General features: G+C 73.0%; 15 protein-coding genes and 1 pseudogene. 7 read left to right on the plus strand and 9 right to left on the minus strand.

Annotated features, from left to right (window positions below; all coding sequences use genetic code 11):
* Positions 1 to 154 precede the first annotated feature (154 nt).
* Positions 155 to 529: a hypothetical protein gene (locus tag ABH931_RS18495; RefSeq protein WP_370114572.1), complete on the minus strand. Its 375-nt coding sequence runs from the start codon at positions 527 to 529 to the stop codon at positions 155 to 157.
* Positions 530 to 668: 139 nt separating this feature from the next.
* Between ABH931_RS18495 and ABH931_RS18500 the strand changes: the two genes are divergently transcribed.
* Positions 669 to 3,011 (plus strand): tetratricopeptide repeat protein, encoded by a 2,343-nt coding sequence (locus ABH931_RS18500; protein ID WP_370114574.1) that lies wholly within the window; start codon positions 669 to 671, stop codon positions 3,009 to 3,011.
* Between the two features lie 57 nt (positions 3,012 to 3,068).
* Here ABH931_RS18500 and purB read toward each other — a convergent pair whose 3' ends face one another.
* Positions 3,069 to 4,499, minus strand: a complete 1,431-nt coding sequence (purB, locus tag ABH931_RS18505; RefSeq protein ID WP_370114576.1) for an adenylosuccinate lyase — start codon at positions 4,497 to 4,499, stop codon at positions 3,069 to 3,071.
* Positions 4,500 to 4,648: 149 nt separating this feature from the next.
* Between purB and ABH931_RS18510 the strand changes: the two genes are divergently transcribed.
* Positions 4,649 to 4,957, plus strand: a complete 309-nt coding sequence (locus ABH931_RS18510; protein ID WP_370114578.1) for a hypothetical protein — start codon at positions 4,649 to 4,651, stop codon at positions 4,955 to 4,957.
* Positions 4,958 to 4,990: 33 nt separating this feature from the next.
* Here the strand turns inward: ABH931_RS18510 and ABH931_RS18515 are convergent, their stop codons facing one another.
* The 5 genes from ABH931_RS18515 to ABH931_RS18535 all read right to left on the minus strand — a co-directional run bounded on the left by ABH931_RS18515 (position 4,991) and on the right by ABH931_RS18535 (position 9,768).
* The gene (locus ABH931_RS18515; protein WP_370114580.1) at positions 4,991 to 5,770 is read right to left on the minus strand and encodes a TetR/AcrR family transcriptional regulator; all 780 of its coding nucleotides are present in this window, start codon (positions 5,768 to 5,770) and stop codon (positions 4,991 to 4,993) included.
* A gap of 50 nt (positions 5,771 to 5,820) precedes the next feature.
* Entirely contained in the window at positions 5,821 to 7,365 is a 1,545-nt protein-coding gene (locus ABH931_RS18520; RefSeq protein ID WP_370114582.1) for an MFS transporter, read from the minus strand.
* A 127-nt stretch (positions 7,366 to 7,492) separates the two neighbouring features.
* Entirely contained in the window at positions 7,493 to 8,593 is a 1,101-nt protein-coding gene (locus tag ABH931_RS18525) for a DUF2332 domain-containing protein (RefSeq protein WP_370114584.1), read from the minus strand.
* Between the two features lie 33 nt (positions 8,594 to 8,626).
* Positions 8,627 to 9,022, minus strand: coding sequence for a DUF3037 domain-containing protein (locus tag ABH931_RS18530; protein WP_370114587.1), 396 nt, complete (start codon positions 9,020 to 9,022; stop codon positions 8,627 to 8,629).
* Entirely contained in the window at positions 9,019 to 9,768 is a 750-nt protein-coding gene (locus tag ABH931_RS18535; protein WP_370114589.1) for a HipA family kinase, read from the minus strand. Before ABH931_RS18535 ends, ABH931_RS18530 begins: the two co-directional genes overlap by 4 nt.
* Positions 9,769 to 9,965: 197 nt before the next feature.
* On the opposite strand from ABH931_RS18535, the gene ABH931_RS18540 reads away from it, so the two are divergent.
* The 3 genes and pseudogenes from ABH931_RS18540 to ABH931_RS18550 all read left to right on the plus strand — a co-directional run.
* The gene (locus tag ABH931_RS18540) at positions 9,966 to 11,327 is read left to right on the plus strand and encodes an NAD(P)/FAD-dependent oxidoreductase (protein ID WP_370114590.1); all 1,362 of its coding nucleotides are present in this window, start codon (positions 9,966 to 9,968) and stop codon (positions 11,325 to 11,327) included.
* A gap of 179 nt (positions 11,328 to 11,506) precedes the next feature.
* Positions 11,507 to 12,955 carry a glycoside hydrolase family 47 protein gene (locus tag ABH931_RS18545; protein WP_370114592.1) on the plus strand — a complete coding sequence of 483 codons (1,449 nt, stop codon included), beginning with the start codon at positions 11,507 to 11,509 and terminating at the stop codon, positions 12,953 to 12,955.
* 131 nt (positions 12,956 to 13,086) lie between these two features.
* Positions 13,087 to 13,353: pseudogene (locus ABH931_RS18550) on the plus strand (VOC family protein); the annotation flags it as partial.
* 102 nt (positions 13,354 to 13,455) lie between these two features.
* Here the strand turns inward: ABH931_RS18550 and ABH931_RS18555 are convergent.
* A complete protein-coding gene (locus tag ABH931_RS18555) occupies positions 13,456 to 14,121 on the minus strand; it encodes a hypothetical protein (RefSeq protein WP_370114594.1) in 666 nt (221 codons plus the stop codon).
* A gap of 146 nt (positions 14,122 to 14,267) precedes the next feature.
* The gene (locus tag ABH931_RS18560; protein ID WP_370114596.1) at positions 14,268 to 14,756 is read right to left on the minus strand and encodes a hypothetical protein; all 489 of its coding nucleotides are present in this window, start codon (positions 14,754 to 14,756) and stop codon (positions 14,268 to 14,270) included.
* Positions 14,757 to 15,089: 333 nt separating this feature from the next.
* Between ABH931_RS18560 and pflB the strand changes: the two genes are divergently transcribed.
* Both pflB and pflA read left to right on the plus strand, forming a co-directional pair.
* Complete coding sequence (gene pflB, locus ABH931_RS18565) at positions 15,090 to 17,360, plus strand: formate C-acetyltransferase (RefSeq protein ID WP_370114598.1); 2,271 nt, start codon at positions 15,090 to 15,092, stop codon at positions 17,358 to 17,360.
* Positions 17,361 to 17,453: 93 nt separating this feature from the next.
* Positions 17,454 to 18,248 (plus strand): pyruvate formate-lyase-activating protein, encoded by a 795-nt coding sequence (gene pflA / locus ABH931_RS18570; RefSeq protein WP_370114599.1) that lies wholly within the window; start codon positions 17,454 to 17,456, stop codon positions 18,246 to 18,248.
* Positions 18,249 to 18,266 lie beyond the last annotated feature (18 nt).

Here is an 18,266-nt window from a genome sequence, read left to right on the forward strand (position 1 = left end):
TCCACCGGCCACACGGCGAAGCCCCACCACCCGTTGTCCGGGTGGTGGGGCTTCGTCCTGCCGGATGGAGGTCCAGCGCAACCGGCCCTGAGGGGCCGGTCATGCTCCCCCGGCCATGCCTCCGGTCAGCAGGACGACGATGCCGACGCGTCGGTCAGCGGGTGACCGTGCGGCCGTCCTGTGCGCCGTTGTCGGTCGGGTACAGGTGCTCCCAGGCGACCGGACACGAGAACGTCCACCAGGCGTTGTTCCACTGGGACTGGGTCTTGTCGTTCCACGCCCACGAGAAGGTGTGGCCGCAGGTGTCCGCGGCGGTCAGGTACATCTCCTCGTCGGTGTTGCCCAGGTTGACGTGCCAGGCCGCGACGGCGTTGGTGCCGCCGATGTACACCTGGTACCAGGTCCCGTGGGCGCTGGTGGCGCTGTCGCTGCCGGACAGGGCGGACGCGGTGCCGGCGGTCGCGACGCCGACGCCGACGACGGCGGTGGTGGCCAGGGCCACGGCGGCGAGGCTCTTGCTGATGCGCATGCTGTTCTCCCTCTGGTGGACGAGCACTGCCTCGACGATCTCCGTTCTCTCCCCTCGCAGGCCACTTTCCCGGACTTGTCCGGACGCTAGGCTGGCACATGTCACGACAAGGTGCCCGTATAGGGCAACGGGGGGAAACATGGTCGAAGCGCAGGCAAGCGCCTGCCCGGATCCGGGGAGTGCCACGGATCTGGGCGAGTTCATCGCGTTACTGGACCGGTTACGCGTGTGGGGCGGCGACCCCTCCTTCCGGGATCTGGCCAAGCGGGTCGGGGCGCTGTCACGTCGTCCGCAGCAGGTCTCGAAGTCCACCGTCGCCGACCTGTTCCAGCCAGGTCGGCGCAGGCTCAGCCAGGACCTGGTCGTCGCGGTCGTCCGCGCGCTCGGCCTCGACGAGCCGGACGTCGACCGCTGGCGCGCCGCGTGCGTACGGGTCCACGCCCAGCCGAGGCCCCGGCGGGTGGCCACCAGGCCGGCCGAACTCTCCGCCGACCTGCCCGACTTCACCGGCCGGACGGCAGTAGCGGAGCAACTGACCGCGCTGCTCGGGCCGGAGTCCTCGGGCCCCGCCGTTGCGGTGGTGCTCACCGCGGCGATCAGCGGCAGCGGAGGCGTGGGCAAGACGTCGCTGGCGGTGCACGTCGCACACCGGGTGCTGCGGCAGTTCCCCGACGGTCAGTTGCAGGTCGACCTGAACGCCGCCGGCGGCAGCGCGGCCGCTCCCCAGGACGTCCTCGCCCGGTTCCTGCGGGCGCTCGGCACGCCCGCCGCGGAGATCGCCGTCGATCCGGACGAGCGCGGCGCCCAGTACCGCAGCCTCCTCGCGGAGCGCCGCGTGCTCGTCCTGCTGGACAACGTCCGCGACGCCGCCCAGGTGCGTCCGCTGCTGCCGGGGGCGGGCGGCAGCCGGGTGCTGATCACCAGCCGCAGTGCCATGGTGGGGCTCGACGGGGCCGTCCGCGTCACCCTGGGCGTCCTCGACCCGGCGGAGTCCCTGGCGCTGTTCCGCCGCGTCGTGGGCGCGGAGCGGTCCGCGGCCGAGCCGGCGGCGGAGCGGGCCGTGCTGGAGGCGTGCGCCGGCCTTCCGCTCGCGATCCGGCTCGCGGCCAGCAGGCTCGTGGCCCGCCCGGACTGGTCCGTGCGGGACCTGGCCGACCACCTGGCGGACGAGACACGGCGGCTGAACGTGCTCAGCGTGGAGGACCGCGCGGTGCGGGCCACCTTCGCAGTCAGCTACCGGGACCTGTCGCCCCACCAGGCGCGCGCCTTCCGCCTCCTCGCGCTCTGCCCGGGACCGGCCACCAGCCTCCCGGCTGCCGCCGCCCTGCTGGCGCTCCCCCCGCACGAGGCAGCCGAGCACCTCGAGGGCCTGGCCGCGGTGCACCTGATCGAGCAGCCCTCACCCGGCCGTTTCACCATGCACGATCTCGTCCGCCTCTACGCCGCCGAACGCGCTCACGCGGACGAACCCGCCGACGAGCGCGAGGCGGCGACGGACCGCCTGCTGTACTGGCTGCTGCGCACGAACGACGCGGCGTCCCGCCTGCTCCGACCGGACCGGCGCCACCTCGACCTCGAGCCGGTGGGGCCGGACTGCCGGCCGCAGGCCTTCGAGGGCGTCGACGAGGCGCGGACCTGGTGCGCGACGGAGGCCGACCACCTCGTCGCCGCGGTGGCCCTGGCCGCGGAGTCCGGCCGGGACGAGATCGCCTGGAAACTCGCCCACACGATGTGGGAGCTGTTCAACACGGGCGAGGAGCGCGACGGCATCCCCACCTACGAGCGGGCGTTGGCGAGCACACGACGGCTGGGCGACCCCGAGGCCGTCTCCTGGGTGCTCAACGCCCTCGCACCCGCCTACCGCCGGGTCCACCGGATGCCGGAGTCCGAGGCCTGCCTGCTCCAGGCCATCGAGATCCGCAGGAGCCTCGGCGACCTCCGTGGCGAGGCTTCCTGCCTGGGCAATCTGGGACTCACCCTGACCGAGTCCGGACGGGCGGCCGACGCCGTGCCCCTGCTGGAACGCTGCGCCGACATCTTCCGCGGCCTCGGCGTGCCCAGCTTCGAAGGCGCCGCCCACACCAATCTGGGCGAGGCGTACAAGCGCCTCGGGAACCTAGACGCCGCCCTCGACCACTACCGGGCCGCCCTCCGCCTCCACCGCGAGGACGACACGTTCAGCGTCGGCCGGGAGCAGAGCAACATCGCGGACGCCCTGCGCAGGCTGGACCGGTGGGACGAGGCCGCGGTCCACGCCGGGCAGGCGCGCGAGGCGAACCGGCGCACGGGCAACCGCATCGACGAGGCCATCGCGCTGGAGGTCCTCGGCTACGCCGACGACGCCCACGGCCGTGTCCTCGACGCCCGGCGGCGCTGGCAGCAGGCGCTGGCGATCCTGCGCGAGCTGAACCACCCCCGTGCCACGGAGGTGGAGGCGCTGCTGCGAACCGTCACGGCGGCCGGCCGCCGGCGGACCCGGTAGGGAACGGCGAAGGCCGCCGACCGGAGGGGTCGGCGGCCTTCGCTTGTGGTGCGGCGGTCAGAGGATCGCGCCCGGGCGGTACTTGGCCGCCTCCGGGTAGCGGGCGCTGACCTGCTCGACGCGCGCGACCACCTCGCCGACCTGCGCGGAGGCCGCGCCGGTGAAGGAGAGCTTGTCGGCCAGCAGCGCGTCCAGGCCCGCACGGTCCAGCGGGATGCGCTCGTCCGCCGCGAGGCGGTCCAGCAGCTGGTTCTCACGCACGCCCTGACGCATCGCCAGGGCGGAGCCGACCGCGTGCTCCTTGATCGCCTCGTGTGCGGTCTCGCGACCGACACCGGCGCGCACCGAGGCCATCAGGACCTTGGTGGTGCCGAGGAAAGGCAGGTAGCGGTCCAGCTCGGCGGCGATGACGGCCGGGAAGGCGCCGAACTCGTCCAGCACCGTCAGGAACGTCTCGACCAGGCCGTCGAAGGCGAAGAACGCGTCCGGCAGCGCGACGCGGCGCACGACCGAGCAGGAGACGTCGCCCTCGTTCCACTGGTCACCGGAGAGCTCGGAGACCATGGAGGCGTAGCCGCGCAGGATCACGGCCAGGCCGTTGACGCGCTCGCAGGAGCGGGTGTTCATCTTGTGCGGCATCGCGGAGGAGCCGACCTGGCCCTCCTTGAAGCCCTCCGTCACCAGCTCGATGCCGGCCATCAGGCGGATCGTCTTGGCCAGGGAGCCCGGCGCGCCGGCCAGCTGGACCAGGGCCGTGAGCACGTCGTAGTCGAGCGAGCGCGGGTAGACCTGGCCGACGGAGGTGAAGCCGTGGTCGAAGCCGAGGTGACCGGCGACGCGCCGCTCCAGGTCGGCCAGCTTGGCGGCGTCGCCGCCGAGCAGATCCAGCATGTCCTGGCTGGTGCCGACCGGGCCCTTGATCCCGCGCAGCGGGTAACGGGCGATCAGCTCCTCCAGCCGGGTGAAGGCGACGAGCAGCTCGTCGGCGGCGGTCGCGAAGCGCTTGCCCAGCGTGGTCGCCTGGGCGGCGACGTTGTGGGAGCGGCCGGCCATCACGAGCTCGCCGTGCTCGGCGGCGAGCTGCGCGAGACGCGCAAGCAGCGCGACCGTGCGGTCGCGGACGTGCTCCAGCGACTGCTTGATCTGCAGCTGCTCGACGTTCTCGGTCAGGTCCCGGGAGGTCATGCCCTTGTGGACCTGCTCGTGTCCGGCGAGGGCGTTGAACTCCTCGATCCGGGCCTTGACGTCGTGCCGGGTGACCCGCTCGCGCTCGGCGATCGAGCCGAGGTCGACGGTGTCGATCACGCGCTCGTAGTCGGCGACGGCACCCGCGGGCACCTCGATCCCCAGGTCGGCCTGGGCCTTCAGCACGGCCAGCCACAGCTGCCGTTCGAGGACGACCTTGTGTTCGGGGGACCACAGCCGCGCGAGCTCGCCGGAGGCGTAGCGGGCGGCCAGGACATCGGGGATGAAGGGCTTGGCGCTCACGCTGCGCAATTCTAACGCCCAGCTCAGGGAACACGCGCCGCAGGGCGGCGCAGGACGCGCGGACCGTCGGCGCGTGGCCGGCCGAGACGCCGCGCCCGCCCGGAGCGACGCCCGGCAGGCGACGCCTGCCGACCGCCCCGTTCTGGGCGGTGCTCGCCCTCGCCGCGGCCATGCTGGTGGGCCTGGCCTCCGCGGACGTGGCGCTGCTGGGGCGGCACACCACCGCGCAGGTGGTCCGGGTGCAGCCGGACCAGGGCGCGTGCGCGGTCCGCTGGTCGCCCGAAGGCCGGGCCACCGTCGACTGCGGCACCCCCACGGCCAGACCCGGGAACCCGGTCGCGACCGTCGCGCTGCCCTGGCCGTTCCCGGGTGACACCGTGGACACGACCGGCACGCCAGTCGCGGCGGCCGTCGCCGGGGGCGGCCTCGGCCCCGTCGGCAGGACAGGGCGGCTCTGACCAAGTCGCTCAGACGTCGGAGCGGGTCCGACGTCAGACGGTGCCCGCGCTCCTGCCGATGCGGGCCGCGATGCCGTCGAGGGCCAGGTCCAGGCTCTCGGCGAAGCTGCGGTCCCGCTTCGCGGCCTCCGTCTCCCCCGCCTGCGGCGGCATGACCTTGTCCGCGTTGTCGACGTGCCGGTGGTCGATCTCGGCCGCCAGACCGACCACCGCGGCGTGGTACTGCTGCTCGTCCAGCCCGGACTCGCGCACCCGGATGAGCATCTGCCCCTCGGACGTGGCGAAGCCGTAGACGAACTGGAAGAGCAGGCCCAGCGCGCCCGCGTAGTGCTGGCGCGGCAGGCCGGTGCGTTCCGCCGCCGCGACCGCGCTGGTGGTGAAGAACAGCGCGTTCGGCCCGAGCGGCAGCACCTCTCCCGCGACGCGGGTGGCCCACAGGTGGCGGCGGTAGAAGGCGCGGTACTCCTCGCACATCACCCGCAGGTGCTCACGCCAGTCGCCGTCCTCGGCGAGCGGCGGGATCCGCATCTCACCGAGGGCCTCGTCGAGGGCCAGCTCCAGCAGCTCGCCCTTGTTGTCGACATACCAGTAGACCGACATCGGGGTGACCCCGAGCTCCGCCGCCAGCCGCCGCATCGAGAAGCGCTGCTCGCCCTCGGCGTCCAGCAGCGCGACCGCGGCGCGGACGATGCGCTCCCGCGAGAGCCCGCTGGGCGCGCTGCCGCGCCGGTGCTCCTTCGGCGGCCGCACCCAGACGCTGACCTGCGGCGCGGCGGCCGGGTTGGCGGGCGAATCGGACTTCTGCGAGGCCATGCGGCGATCGTAGTGCCGCTCGCCGGCACCCACGTCCCGCGCCGGGCCGCTCAGCCCGCCGTGAGGGGCCGGCTCTCGGACGGACCCGGCTGCGACGGGCCGGGGACCTGCCCGCCTCCCGCCGGCGCGCCGGCGGCGACCCGGCCGATCAGCCAGGCGGCCAGCAGGCCACCGAGCAGGACCGCGACCGCGCCGATGAGCTGGGCGGCGGTGAGGCTGTCCGCGAAGGCCTTGGTGACCTGGTGCGCCGCACCCGGTCCGGCCGTGGCGAGCGCCTCGGGCAGGGAGCGCGCCGCGGCCTGCGGCACCGCGGCGGGCAGCGAGGCGGCGAAACCGGCGGTCAGGACGGCGCCGAGCACGGCCACACCGAGGGAGTTGCCCAGCTCGCTGAGCGTGCCCATGAGGCCGGAGCCGACGCCCGCCTTCTCCGGCGGGATGGAGCCCATCACCGCACCGGCCATGGCGGGCTGCGCGCAGGCGACACCGGCGCCCATCAGGACCAGGCCGAGGAGGATCCCCGGGTAAGCGCCGTCGCGGCCGAGCACGGCGATGGCGGCGAGACCGCCCGCCATCAGGCTGAGACCACCGGCGATGGCGACGGGGGCGGGCAGCTTGGAGGTGACCCGCATGCCCGCGCCGGTGAGGTTCAGCAGCACGATCGTCAGGGCCATCGGCGCGGTGCGCAGACCCGCCTCCAGCGGTCCGTAGCCGAGCACGAACTGGAGGTGCTGGGTCAGCAGGAACAGCGAGCCTCCCATCCCGAAGGAGACCAGCACCCCGCCGGAGACGGCGCCGCGGAAGCGGGCGTTGCGGAAGAAGGACATGTCCAGCAGCGGGTGCGGGATGCGCCGCTCCCACAGGGAGAAGGCGGCGAGGACGACCACCCCGATCGCGCCCGGGACGAGCGTGCGGCCGGAGGTCCACCCGTAGCCGGGGCCCTGGATGATCGCGTAGACGACGGCGACCAGGCCGACGATCGACAGCAACGCGCCCAGCAGGTCCGGGCGCTCCCCCTGCGGGTCCTTGGACTCCGGGACGAACCTGGCCACGGCGAGCAGGCCGAGCAGGCAGACGGGCAGGTTGACGATGAAGATCGACCCCCACCAGAAGTGCGCGAGCAGCGCGCCGCCGATGACGGGCCCGAGCGCGAACCCGAGCGAGCCGACGCCCATCGCGGCGCCGAGCGCCTTCGGCTGCTCCTCGGCGTCGAAGGTCCGCACGACCAGCGCGATGGTGGTCGCGAGCAGCAGGCTGCCGCCGACGCCCATTCCGGCGCGGGCGGCGATCAGCTCCCCGGGACTGGAGGACAGGGCCCCGCCGAGGGAGCCGATCCCGAACAGGCCGAGGCCCACCATCTGCACGAGCTTGCGCCCGTAGCGGTCGGCGAGACCCCCGGCGGCGATCAGCATGCCCGCCTGCGCGAGCGAGTAGGCGCCGATCACCCACTGCGTCTGCGCGGTGGTGGCGCCGAGCTCCCTGGTCAGCGAGGGGACGGCGACGTTGAGCACGGTGTTGTCGAGGATCACCACGAGCTGCACCAGACAGATGACGGCGAGGATCACCCAGCGGTCCGGCCGCCGCTCGACTCCGGTCACGGGTGGGGACACTGGCGAGGCGGCGCTCACGGGCACGGCTCCTTCTACGGCGTATAAGACTTCTACACCGTATAAGAAGGGGCCCGTGCGAGCCATCGAGTTTTCCGCGCGTTTTCTCCGGGCGAGGTCAGCTGCCCGGGAGCGTCTCCAGCCAGCGGAGGTGGCCCTCGACGACGGCGAGGTCGCGGGTGGTGCCGTCGGGGGCGCGGAGATGCAGGGAGGCGCCGCCGCGGGAGGGGTCGGGGCGGGGGTCGGGGTTCGGCGCGTCCTCGACGGAGAGCCGCCACAGCGGGCCGGACTCCCCGAGGCCCGCGATCGCGGCGTCGAAGGCGGCGAGCCGGTCCGCCGGAACGTGCATCCGCGTCGCGGAGTGGAAGACCACGCGCGGCTCGCCCGCCGGGAGCGACGCCGCCAGGGCCGGCAGCACGTCGATCGCGTCGCCGCCCAGGATCTGCGGCGGATCGGCCGCGACCAGGTCCAGTGCCGCCGAGAGCAGCAGCCGCTGGTCGTGGTTCTCCGGCCAGACCAGGGCCTTCAGCCAGGCCCGGTCCTCGGCGTCGCGCACGTCGACGGGGTTGAGGTCCACGCCCCGCACGCTCGCGAGCGCGGGCAGCACGTCGAGGTCGGGCAGGACGCCCTCACCCAGCAGTTCGGCCTCCAGCTGGACCGGTGAGCCGGCATCGCCGAAGCTGCGGCCGCCGAGCCGGTAGCCGTAACGGTCGAACCGGAGGTTGAGCCCGGCGCTCGCACCGACCTCGATCAGATGGACCGGGCGGTCCCCCAGCTCGGAGGCGATCGCGGCCAGCCCGAAGCGCAGGCCGAGGGAGCGCTGCACCTGGTTCGTCTGCACCAGCCGGCCGGCGATCACCGTGCGCAGCTCGGCCTCGTACCGGCCGCAGAAGGCGACGAGCGCCGGGCCCGCGTCCTCGGCAGCTCGCACCTCGCCGCCGGGCCCCACGACGGAGGGGAAGAACGCACCGAGCGGGTCCTGGACCCCCGTCAGCAGCAGGTGGTGCACCGCCCCGAAGAACAGGAAGGTCGGGTACTGGCCCGGCCGCCCCGACGCCGCCAGGTCGATCAGCGCCTCGTTCCCCGCAACGGTCGCGCTCAGCGACCGGTACAGCGGCGAGGTGGTGAACTCCCCCGGCGCGGTGAACGCCTGACGCACCCGTTCCCGGTGGTCCCGGCCGGCGCGTCCCGACTGCTCGTCCATGATCGAAATAGCCATGGCCCGACCGTAACGGCGGCGTCAAGCCCGTGCTCAGCGGACCAGCAGCTCCAGCAACCGCTCCGCCTCGCGGGCCGGGTCGGCCGAGAGGCCGCAGTGGACCGGTCCCGGCTGGACGACCGTGCTGCGCGGGGCCGTCAGCCAGCGGAAACGGCGGCCCGGCTCCTCGTCGCGGGCCTGGCCCGCCGCCTCGCCGCCGCCGCAGACGTGCGCCACCGCGTCGAGCGCGGCGCGGACGCCGGCCACGTCCGCGGCCGGGTCGAGCGCGAGCAGCCGGGCCTCGTCCAGATGGATCTCCGCCCGCAGCACGCCCGCCTGACGGCTGTAGACCAGCACCCCGGCGTTGATCTGCTCCCCGCGCTCCACCCGGGGCACGACCCGGACCAGCGCGTACTCGTAGACCAGCTTCTCCTGCGCGGAACCACTCACCGCGACACCCACTCCCTGGGACCGGCGGCACGCTCCGCCAGCAGTGCGACATACGCGGCGCGCACCGCGTCCGGACCGTCGAAGCCGGGCTCGTCCGCGAGCCACACGTCGGGGACGAGCGCCAGGACATCGCCCAGCAGCGCCTCGGTCACCTGCGGGCCGAGCTCCGCGTCCGCGGACGCGACGTCGGGGGCGAACGGCAGCAGGACGTGGTCGGAGGCGTCGAACACCTTGCGGGCGGACGCGGCGGCACGCGGCCAGTTGTGGTGGAAGATCAGGCTGGCCCCGTGGTCGATCAGCCACAGCTCGCCGCCGTGGACGATCAGGTTGGGGTTGCGCCAGGAGCGGTCGACGTTGCCGATCAGCGCGTCGAACCAGACGACCCGGCCGGCGAGGGCCGGGTCCACCGGGAAGGCGAGCGGGTCGAAGCCGAGGGCGCCACTGAGGTAGGCCATGCCGAGGTTGGTGCCGCCGGAGGCCTTGACCAGGTCCTGGACCTGCTGGTCGGGCTCGCCCACGGCGACCCGCGGGTCGACCTCCAGCCGGGCCAGCTCGGGGACGCGGAAGCCCAGGCGCCGGGCCAGCTCCCCGCTCACGACCTCCGCGACCAGCGCCTTGCGCCCCTGCGCCGCCCCGACGAACTTGGCGACCCACAGCCCGGCGGCCTCCGCCTCCACCAGCCCGGGCAGGGAGCCCCCCTCCCGCAGCGGCGTCACATAACGGTCGGCCGTCACCTCTCGCAACATGCGCCCCACCCTATTGCCCCGCGATTGCCGCGTGCGCGGTGGCGGGGGTCGCGCGGGCGTGCGAGTGTGGCCAGGAGCAGCGGCTTCAGGGCGCCTCAGGTGCCCCTTGGCACACTGCGACCGGGCCTGGACCAGGCCTGACAGTGACCACGACGAGTGACCACGTCGAGTGACCACGACCGTGAGGGATGGGCACGATGGAACGACCCCGGATCCTGGTGGTCGGCGGCGGCTTCGCCGGCGTCGAGTGTGCGCGGCGACTGGAGCGGCACCTCGCGCCGAGCGAGGCCGAGATCGTGATGATCGCGCCGTTCAGCTACGAGCTCTACCTCCCCCTGCTGCCGCAGGTCGCCGCCGGTGTGCTGACCCCGCAGTCGGTCGCGGTGTCGCTGCGCCGGATGCTGCGGCGCACCCGCATCGTCCCCGGCGGGGCGATCGGCATCGACGCGAAGGCCAAGATGGTGATCGCCCGCAAGATCACCGACGAGCTGGTCGCCGAGCCGTACGACTACCTGGTGCTGGCACCGGGCAGCGTCACCCGCACCTTCGACATCCCCGGGCTCAGCTCGCACGCGCGCGGCATGAAGACGCTGGCCGAGGCCGCCTACGTGCGCGACCACGTCCTCTCCCAGCTCGACCTCGCGGACGCGGCCACCACCCAGGAGGAGCGCATCTCGCGGCTCGGCTTCGTGGTCGTCGGCGGCGGTTACGCCGGCACCGAGACGGCAGCCTGCCTGCAGCGGGTCACCGCGGCCGCGGTGCGCCGCTACCCGCGGCTCAACCCGAACCTGATCAAGTGGCACCTGGTCGACATCGCCCCGAAGCTGATGCCCGAGCTCGGCGACAAGCTCGGGACCACCGCGATGGACCTGCTGCGCAAGCGCGGCATCGAGATCTCGCTCGGCGTCTCCGTCGCCGAGGTCACCGACGAGACGGTCAAGCTGACGGACGGCCGGGTGGTCCCGGCCCGCACGCTCATCTGGACCGCCGGTGTCGCGGCCAGCCCGCTGGTGGCCACGCTGGACGCGGAGACGGTGCGCGGCCGGCTCGCGGTGACGGCCGAGATGCGGGTGCCGCAGTGCGAGGGCGTCTTCTCCCTCGGCGACGCCGCCGCGGTGCCGGACCTGGCCAGCGGCGACGGCGCGGTCTGCCCGCCCACCGCGCAGCACGCGCAGCGGCAGGGCAAGGCCTGCGCCGACAACGTGATCGCGGCGCTGCGCGGCCAGGAGCTGAAGCCGTACTTCCACAAGGACCTCGGTCTGGTGGTGGACCTCGGCGGCGCGGACGCGGTGTCGAAGCCGCTCGGAATCGAGCTGCACGGCGTCGCCGCGCAGGGCGTGGCCCGCGGCTACCACCTGATGGCCCTGCGGACCAACGTCGCCAAGGTGCGGGTGCTGACCAACTGGATGCTGAACGCCACCGCGGGCGACGACTACGTGCGCACCGGTTTCCAGGCGCGGCGTCCGGCCCGGCTGAGCGACTTCGAGTACACCGACTCGTACCTGACCAAGGACCAGATCCGGCAGCACACGGCGGCGCTGCACGCACGCCAGAAGTAGCGCGTTCGAAGAGGTGACCAGGGAGTCCGCGCCCTGGGCGGCGGGTTGCGACCAGCGCCGTCCAGGGCTGGACGATTCTGGCATGCACCCGCCATACCTGTCACCCGTCCGTGGGCTTTTGCCGACGACACGATGATCCGGCCGCCGGGCGGGCGGGGCGCGGTCCTACCTTTGCGTGCATGCTCGGTCACCCCGCGTCGCCTCAGCTGCCCCACCCCTCCCGCCGTCTGGTACTCGGCTCGGCCGCCGGCTCGGCGCTGCTGACCGCGACGTCGGCGGCCACGTCCACGGCGCGGGCACGGGCCGCCGAACCCGACGTCCGGCCGCTGCCCGGCGACGCGCAGGCCGCGGCGGCCGTCCGCGCGGAGTACCTGCACAGCTGGTACGGCTACACCGGACAGGCCTGGGGCTACGACGAGCTGTGCCCGCTCAGCGGCGGGCACAACGACTTCTTCGCCGACGGCCACACCTTCGGCCTGTCGATCGTCGAGGCCCTCGACACCCTCTACCTGATGGGCTGCGACACCGAGCTGGCGAACGCGCGCGGCTGGGTCGAGGCGAACCTCGACCCCACCCAGGACGTGGACATCCACGTCTTCGAGGCCGTCATCCGCCTGGTCGGCGGCCTGGTGGCCGGGCACCTGACCACGCGCAGCGACGTCCTGCTGGCCCGTGCCCGGGAGTTCGCCGACCGGCTGCTGCCGGCCTTCACCTCCTCCCCCACCGGCATCCCGTACACACACGTCAACCTCCGCACCGGACAGGTGCACGGACGCGAGGTGGCCCTCGCCGAGGCCGGCACCAACGTGATGGAGTTCGGTGCGCTCTCCCGCCTGCTGGGCGACTCCCGCTACTACGACGCCGCGATGCGCGCCTACCGCGCCGTCCTGTCCCGGCGCAGCTCGCTCGACCTGCTCGGCACCACCGTCGACGCGGAGAACGGCCGGTGGGTCGACAACCGCTCCACCGCGCCCAACCCGCCCGTCGACTCGTTCTACGAGTACCTCTGGGGCGGCGGCCGCCTCCTCGGCGACCCGCAACTGACCAGCTGGTACCACACGTTGACGCGAGCGGTGCTGGCCCACCAGACCGAGCGCAGCGGCGGCCGGGTCTGGTACCGCGCCGTCGACGCGGCGACGGGCGCCCGCACCGGCCCCACCCACCAGTCCGAACTCGCCGCGTTCTACGCCGGTCTGCTCGGCAAGGGCGGCGATCTCGCCCGCGGCGCCGCGTACTTCGACTCCTGGACGGCAGTGCTTGACCGCTACCCGGTGCTGCCCGAGACCGTCGACTACACGGACTTCAGCGTCGTCGACCAGGGCAGCCAACTGCGGCCCGAGTACGCCAACTCGGCCTTCGACCTGTGGCGGCTGACCGGCGACGCCCGCTACAAGCACGCCGTCTGGCGCTGGTTCGAGAACCTGCGCACCCACCTGCGCGTCCCGGGCGGCTACACCGTCGCGGACGAGGTCACCACGGACTCCGTCCGCCTCGGCGACCTGACGCCGGGTTACTGGTTCGCGGAGAACCTCAAGTACGCCTGGCTGGTCTTCTCGCGCACCCCGCGCTTCGACTACCGCCAGGGCATCCTCTCCACCGAGGGAAAGGTCCTGGCCGGAGCACGCTGACCCGCCCCGCAGCCTCGGTCCTGCGACCGAGGCCTGATCGGTCCGGCCGGTCCGGCCGGGACCGCCGGCCGCCTGGCGTGATCGGCATGGAGATTCCGCAGCAGCACCGGCAGGCCGTCATCCCCCACGTCATGGTGGACGGCGCGGCGAAGGCGATCGAGTTCTACGGGACGGCGTTCGGCGCCACGGAGCTGTTCCGGCTCGACCGCCCCAACGGTGCCGTCGCCCACGCCGAGATCGGCGTCGAGGGCTCAGTACTGATGCTCGGTGACGGCGAGGCACGCTTCGGGCCGCCCAGCGGGGCGGTGGACGTGGTGCTGCACGTGTACGTGCACGACGTGGACGCCGTCACCGCGCGGGCCGAGGCCGCCGGTGCCGAGGTGCTGGAACCGGCGGCGGACATGGCGTACGGACTGCGGCAGTCGATGCTGCGCGACCCCTTCGGGCATGTCTGGGTCCTGCTCTGCCCGCTGCCTAGGAGCACCGGGCCGGAGCCCGGGTCAGGGCTTCAGGCCGAGGCGGGCCTCCGCCGTGCTCCAGTCGGAGGCGATCGCCTCCTGGGCCTGCGCCAGCGTCACCTGACCGCCGCAGACGGCGGTGTGCAGCCGGGACTCGACCGCGTCCTTGGGGTTGTTGGGACCGGCCCCCGCCTTGTGGCCCGGGGACGGCGGCTCGACCCACAGGTTGCGCGGGTCGTTGGGGTCACCGCCCAGCTCCAGGCTGACGAGGTGGTCGTACTCGGCGTCGTGGAGCTGGCCGGTGTAGCCGTAGGAGGCGGCGTTCTTGCGCTTCTCGGCGTCGGTCACCGAGGCCGGCGGCCGGATACCGCCGGTGTAGCCGCCCTTGCGGCAGATCGTCTGGGCGAGGTCCGCCTGCGTCACCGCCGGCGAGAGCGCGCCCGGCGTGCAGGTCGGGTCGGGCAGCGGCTGCCCGTTGTCGCTGCGGTAGTGGCAGCTGCCGGGCGCCGGCTGGGCCGCGACGGCGTAGTGCGACTGCGGCCCGGGCCCCTCCGCGAGCGGCGCGCCGGCGTCGCCCGCCCGCGCGGTGACGGTGGAGCCCGTCGTCGCGCGGTCGCCGGAGGTGGCGGAGGTACCGGTGGTGTGGGAGCAGCCCGCGACGGCGGCGAGCAGCAGGACGGAGGCCAGGGCCAGGACAGGACGGCGCACAGTGGTTCCTTGGTCCGTTCAGGTGAGGGTGGTGGTGCCGCCGGACAGCCTCCCAGATCAGTCGTCCGCGCAGAGGGGATTCCGCTTCTGACGGCGCGTCGCCCATCCGGCCGATACCCTGATCCGCCGCGCCGAGCGGCGGACGCTCAGCCGCCCGTGCGCTCCGCGCCGTCCGGCCAGACCCGGACCACCTCGACGCCCGCCTCATGGCTCAGCCGCACCAGCTCGCCCGTGCCGCCCGGCCCCGCCGGCGGCTGCCCGTCCCAGACGGCGACCACCACGTCGGCGCGGCTGAGCAGCACCTCGTTGGCCGCCTGGTAGGCCTCGTGCGAGACCTCGGGGTACTGCAGCTCGTGCACCTCGACCGCCGCGCTCACCAGCCGGTCGAAACTCGGGGCGTGCGACGCCTCGCCGCGACTCGCCCGGTAGTCACGGGCCGGCAGGACGACCACGAGGGCGCCACCCGCCTCGACGAGTTCCTCCGCGAAGATGGTGTCGGCCCCCGCCGCCAGGCAGCTGAGGCCCACCAGCGGGCCCTCCGCCGCCCGCGCCACCAGCAGCTTGCGCAGCTCTGCCCGGACGAGCTGGGCGGTCTGGTCGGTCAGATCCCTGTGCCCTGTCACCGCGAGCGTCACCACAGTCTCCCCTTCGTCGCAACCCCGCCCGGCCTGGTGCCCCCGGCCCCCTCTGTCGTATGCCCGCAGCGACGGGGGCCGATACGGCGGGATCCGGGCATCGGGCGCCCGGCGCGGGCGCGGCACAGGGCGCACGGGCTCACCCGTTCGGAGCAGACCGGGCGCGACGCCGCGCGCCCCGGCGCGATGTGGCCTGTGTCCGCGTCCAGGGGACCTTCGTCCCGGCAAGTGGGGCCGATCGCCGCGGTCGCCGGAGCGCGTCCGGGAGCAGGCTGAGGACGTAGGAGTTTTTGCACCACCTTTCTCTGCACCACCTTCTCTGGGGAGCGAGCAATGACCGTCCAGATCAGCGACTCCACGCAGACGGGAGAGGCCTGGGAGGGCTTCCGCGGCGGGCTGTGGCGTGACGCCATCGACGTCCGGGACTTCATCCAGGCCAACTACACCCCGTATCTGGGCGACGACACGTTCCTCGCCGGCCCGACGGAGCGCACGACGGCGGTCTGGAAGAAGATCACCGACCTCTTCCCCGAGGAGCGCCGCAAGGGCGTCCTCGACATCGACGCGCACACCCCGTCGACCATCACCGCGCACGGCCCGGGCTGGATCGACCAGGACAAGGACCTGATCGTCGGCCTTCAGACCGACGCCCCGCTCAAGCGCGCGATCATGCCCTACGGCGGCTGGCGCATGGTCGCGGGCGCGCTGGAGACCTACGGCTACCCGGTCGACCCGGAGTTGGAGAAGGTCTTCACCGAGTACCGCAAGACCCACAACGCGGGCGTCTTCGACGCCTACACCCCGGAGATCCGCGCCGCCCGCAAGGCCGGCATCGTCACCGGCCTGCCGGACGCCTACGGTCGCGGCCGGATCATCGGCGACTACCGCCGCGTCGCCCTCTACGGCGTGGACCGCCTGATCGCGGTCAAGCGGGAGGAGAAGGACGAGCTCAACGCGATGCCCGCCGGCGAGCGCTCCATCGAGGAGACGATCCGGCTGCGCGAGGAGCTGTCCGAGCAGATCCGGGCGCTCGGCGAGCTGAAGACGATGGCCGCGAAGTACGGCTACGACATCTCCGCCCCGGCCCGCGACGGCCGCGAGGCGATCCAGTGGCTGTACTTCGCCTACCTGGCGGCGGTCAAGGAGCAGAACGGCGCGGCGATGTCGCTCGGCCGCACCTCCACCTTCGTCGACGTCTACCTGGAGCGGGACGTCGCGGCCGGGCGGCTGACCGAGTCCGGGGCGCAGGAGCTCGTCGACGACTTCATCATCAAGCTGCGCATCGTCCGCTTCCTGCGCACGCCCGAGTACGACGAGCTGTTCTCCGGCGACCCGACCTGGGTGACGGAGTCCATCGCCGGCATGGGCGAGGACGGCCGCCCGCTGGTGACCCGCACCTCGTTCCGCTACCTGCAGACGCTCTACAACCTGGGCCCGGCGCCCGAGCCGAACATGACGGTGTTCTGGTCGCCGCAGCTGCCGCAGGGCTTCAAGGAGTTCTGCGCCAAGGTCTCCATCGACACCTCCTCGGTGCAGTACGAGTCGGACGAGCTGATGCGCCCGCGATTCGGCGACGACACCGCGATCGCCTGCTGCGTCTCGGCGATGCCGGTCGGCAAGCAGATGCAGTACTTCGGCGCGCGGGTCAACGTCGCCAAGACGCTGCTCTACGCGATCAACGGCGGCCGGGACGAGAAGTCCGGCGCCCAGGTGGGCCCGGAGACGGGCGCGGTCAGCGGCGAGGTGCTCGACTACGACGACGTGATGCGCCGCTTCGACCAGCAGATGGAGTGGCTGGCCGACGTGTACGTGCACGCGCTCAACGTCATCCACTACATGCACGACCGGTACGCCTACGAGCGCATCGAGATGGCGCTGCACGACCGCGACGTGCGCCGCACGATGGCCTGCGGCATCGCAGGCCTGTCGGTGGCCGTCGACTCGCTCTCCGCCATCAAGCACGCCGAGGTCAGCGTGGTGCGCGACGAGACGGGCCTGATCACGGACTACGTCGTGGACGGGGAGTACCCGGCCTACGGCAACAACGACGACCGTGCGGACGCGATGGCGGTGTGGCTGGTCGAGGAGTTCATGAAGAAGGTGCGCAAGCACCCGACCTACCGCGACGCCGAGCACACCCAGTCGGTGCTGACCATCACCTCGAACGTCGTCTACGGCAAGAAGACCGGCAACACCCCGGACGGCCGCCGCGCGGGCGAGCCCTTCTCCCCCGGCGCCAACCCGATGAACGGCCGTGACACGCACGGCTACATCGCCTCGGCACTGTCGGTCGCCAAGCTCCCGTACGAGGAGGCCGAGGACGGCATCTCGCTGACCAACACGGTCACCCCGGACGGCCTGGGCCGCACCCGCGAGGAGCGGGTCACCAACCTGGCGGGCGTGCTGGACGGCTACATGGGCAGCAACGGCTTCCACATGAACGTCAACGTGCTCAACCGCGACACCCTGCTCGACGCGATGGAGCACCCGGAGAACTACCCGCAGCTGACCATCCGGGTCAGCGGTTACGCGGTCAACTTCGTCCGCCTGACCCGCGAGCAGCAGCTGGACGTGCTCAACCGCACGTTCCACGGGACGCTGTGACGTCCCGTCCGTGATCGGCGGCGCCGGTGCACCCGTCCGCGGCACCGGGGCCGCCCACCAACCCCCCTTCCGGAAGCACTCTGGAGCCCTGCCATGCCGACGCCCCTCCCGCTGACCGTCCAGCCGCAGACTCTCGCTGCCGCCGCGACCCACCGCCCGGCGTCCGGCTCGGTCCACTCCTGGGACCTCTCCACCGGCGTGGACGGACCGGGGACCCGCTTCGTCACCTTCCTGTCCGGCTGCCCGCTCAACTGCCTGTACTGCCACAACCCCGACACCAAGAAGATGCGCAACGGCACCCGCACCTCGGCGGACGACGTGGTGGCGGAGGCGGAGAAGTACACCACCTTCATCCGCGCGGCCGGCGGCGGCGCCACCGTCAGCGGCGGCGAGCCGCTGCTCCAACCGGTCTTCACGGGCGAGCTGCTGCACCGCTTCAAGCACGAACTCGGCCTGCACACCGCCCTCGACACCTCCGGCTTCCTCGGCCCCCGCGCGACGGACGCGCTGCTGGCCGACACCGATCTGGTCCTGCTGGACATCAAGTCCTGGGACCGGGACCTCTACCGCAAGGTGACCGGCCGTCCCCTGGAGCCCACCCTGGACTTCGCCCGCCGCCTGGCCGACCTGGGCCAGGACGTCTGGGTCCGCTTCGTCCTCGTCCCGGGCCTCACCGACCCGGAGGACAACGTCGCGGGCGTGGCCCGCTTCGCGGCCTCCCTCGGCAACGTCTCCCGCGTGGACGTGCTGCCCTTCCACAAGCTCGGCGCGGCCAAGTACGAGGCCCTCGGCGAGCGCTTCGAACTCGCCGACACCCCCTCCCCCACCCCGCAGCAGGTGGCCTCCGCCCGCGCGATCTTCGAAGCCGAGGGCCTCCACGCGGTCTGAGACCTCCGCCCTGGCCGA

The organism is Streptacidiphilus sp. MAP12-33 (genome assembly GCF_041261265.1).
In the GTDB taxonomy this organism is placed as follows: Bacteria; Actinomycetota; Actinomycetes; order Streptomycetales; family Streptomycetaceae; genus Streptacidiphilus.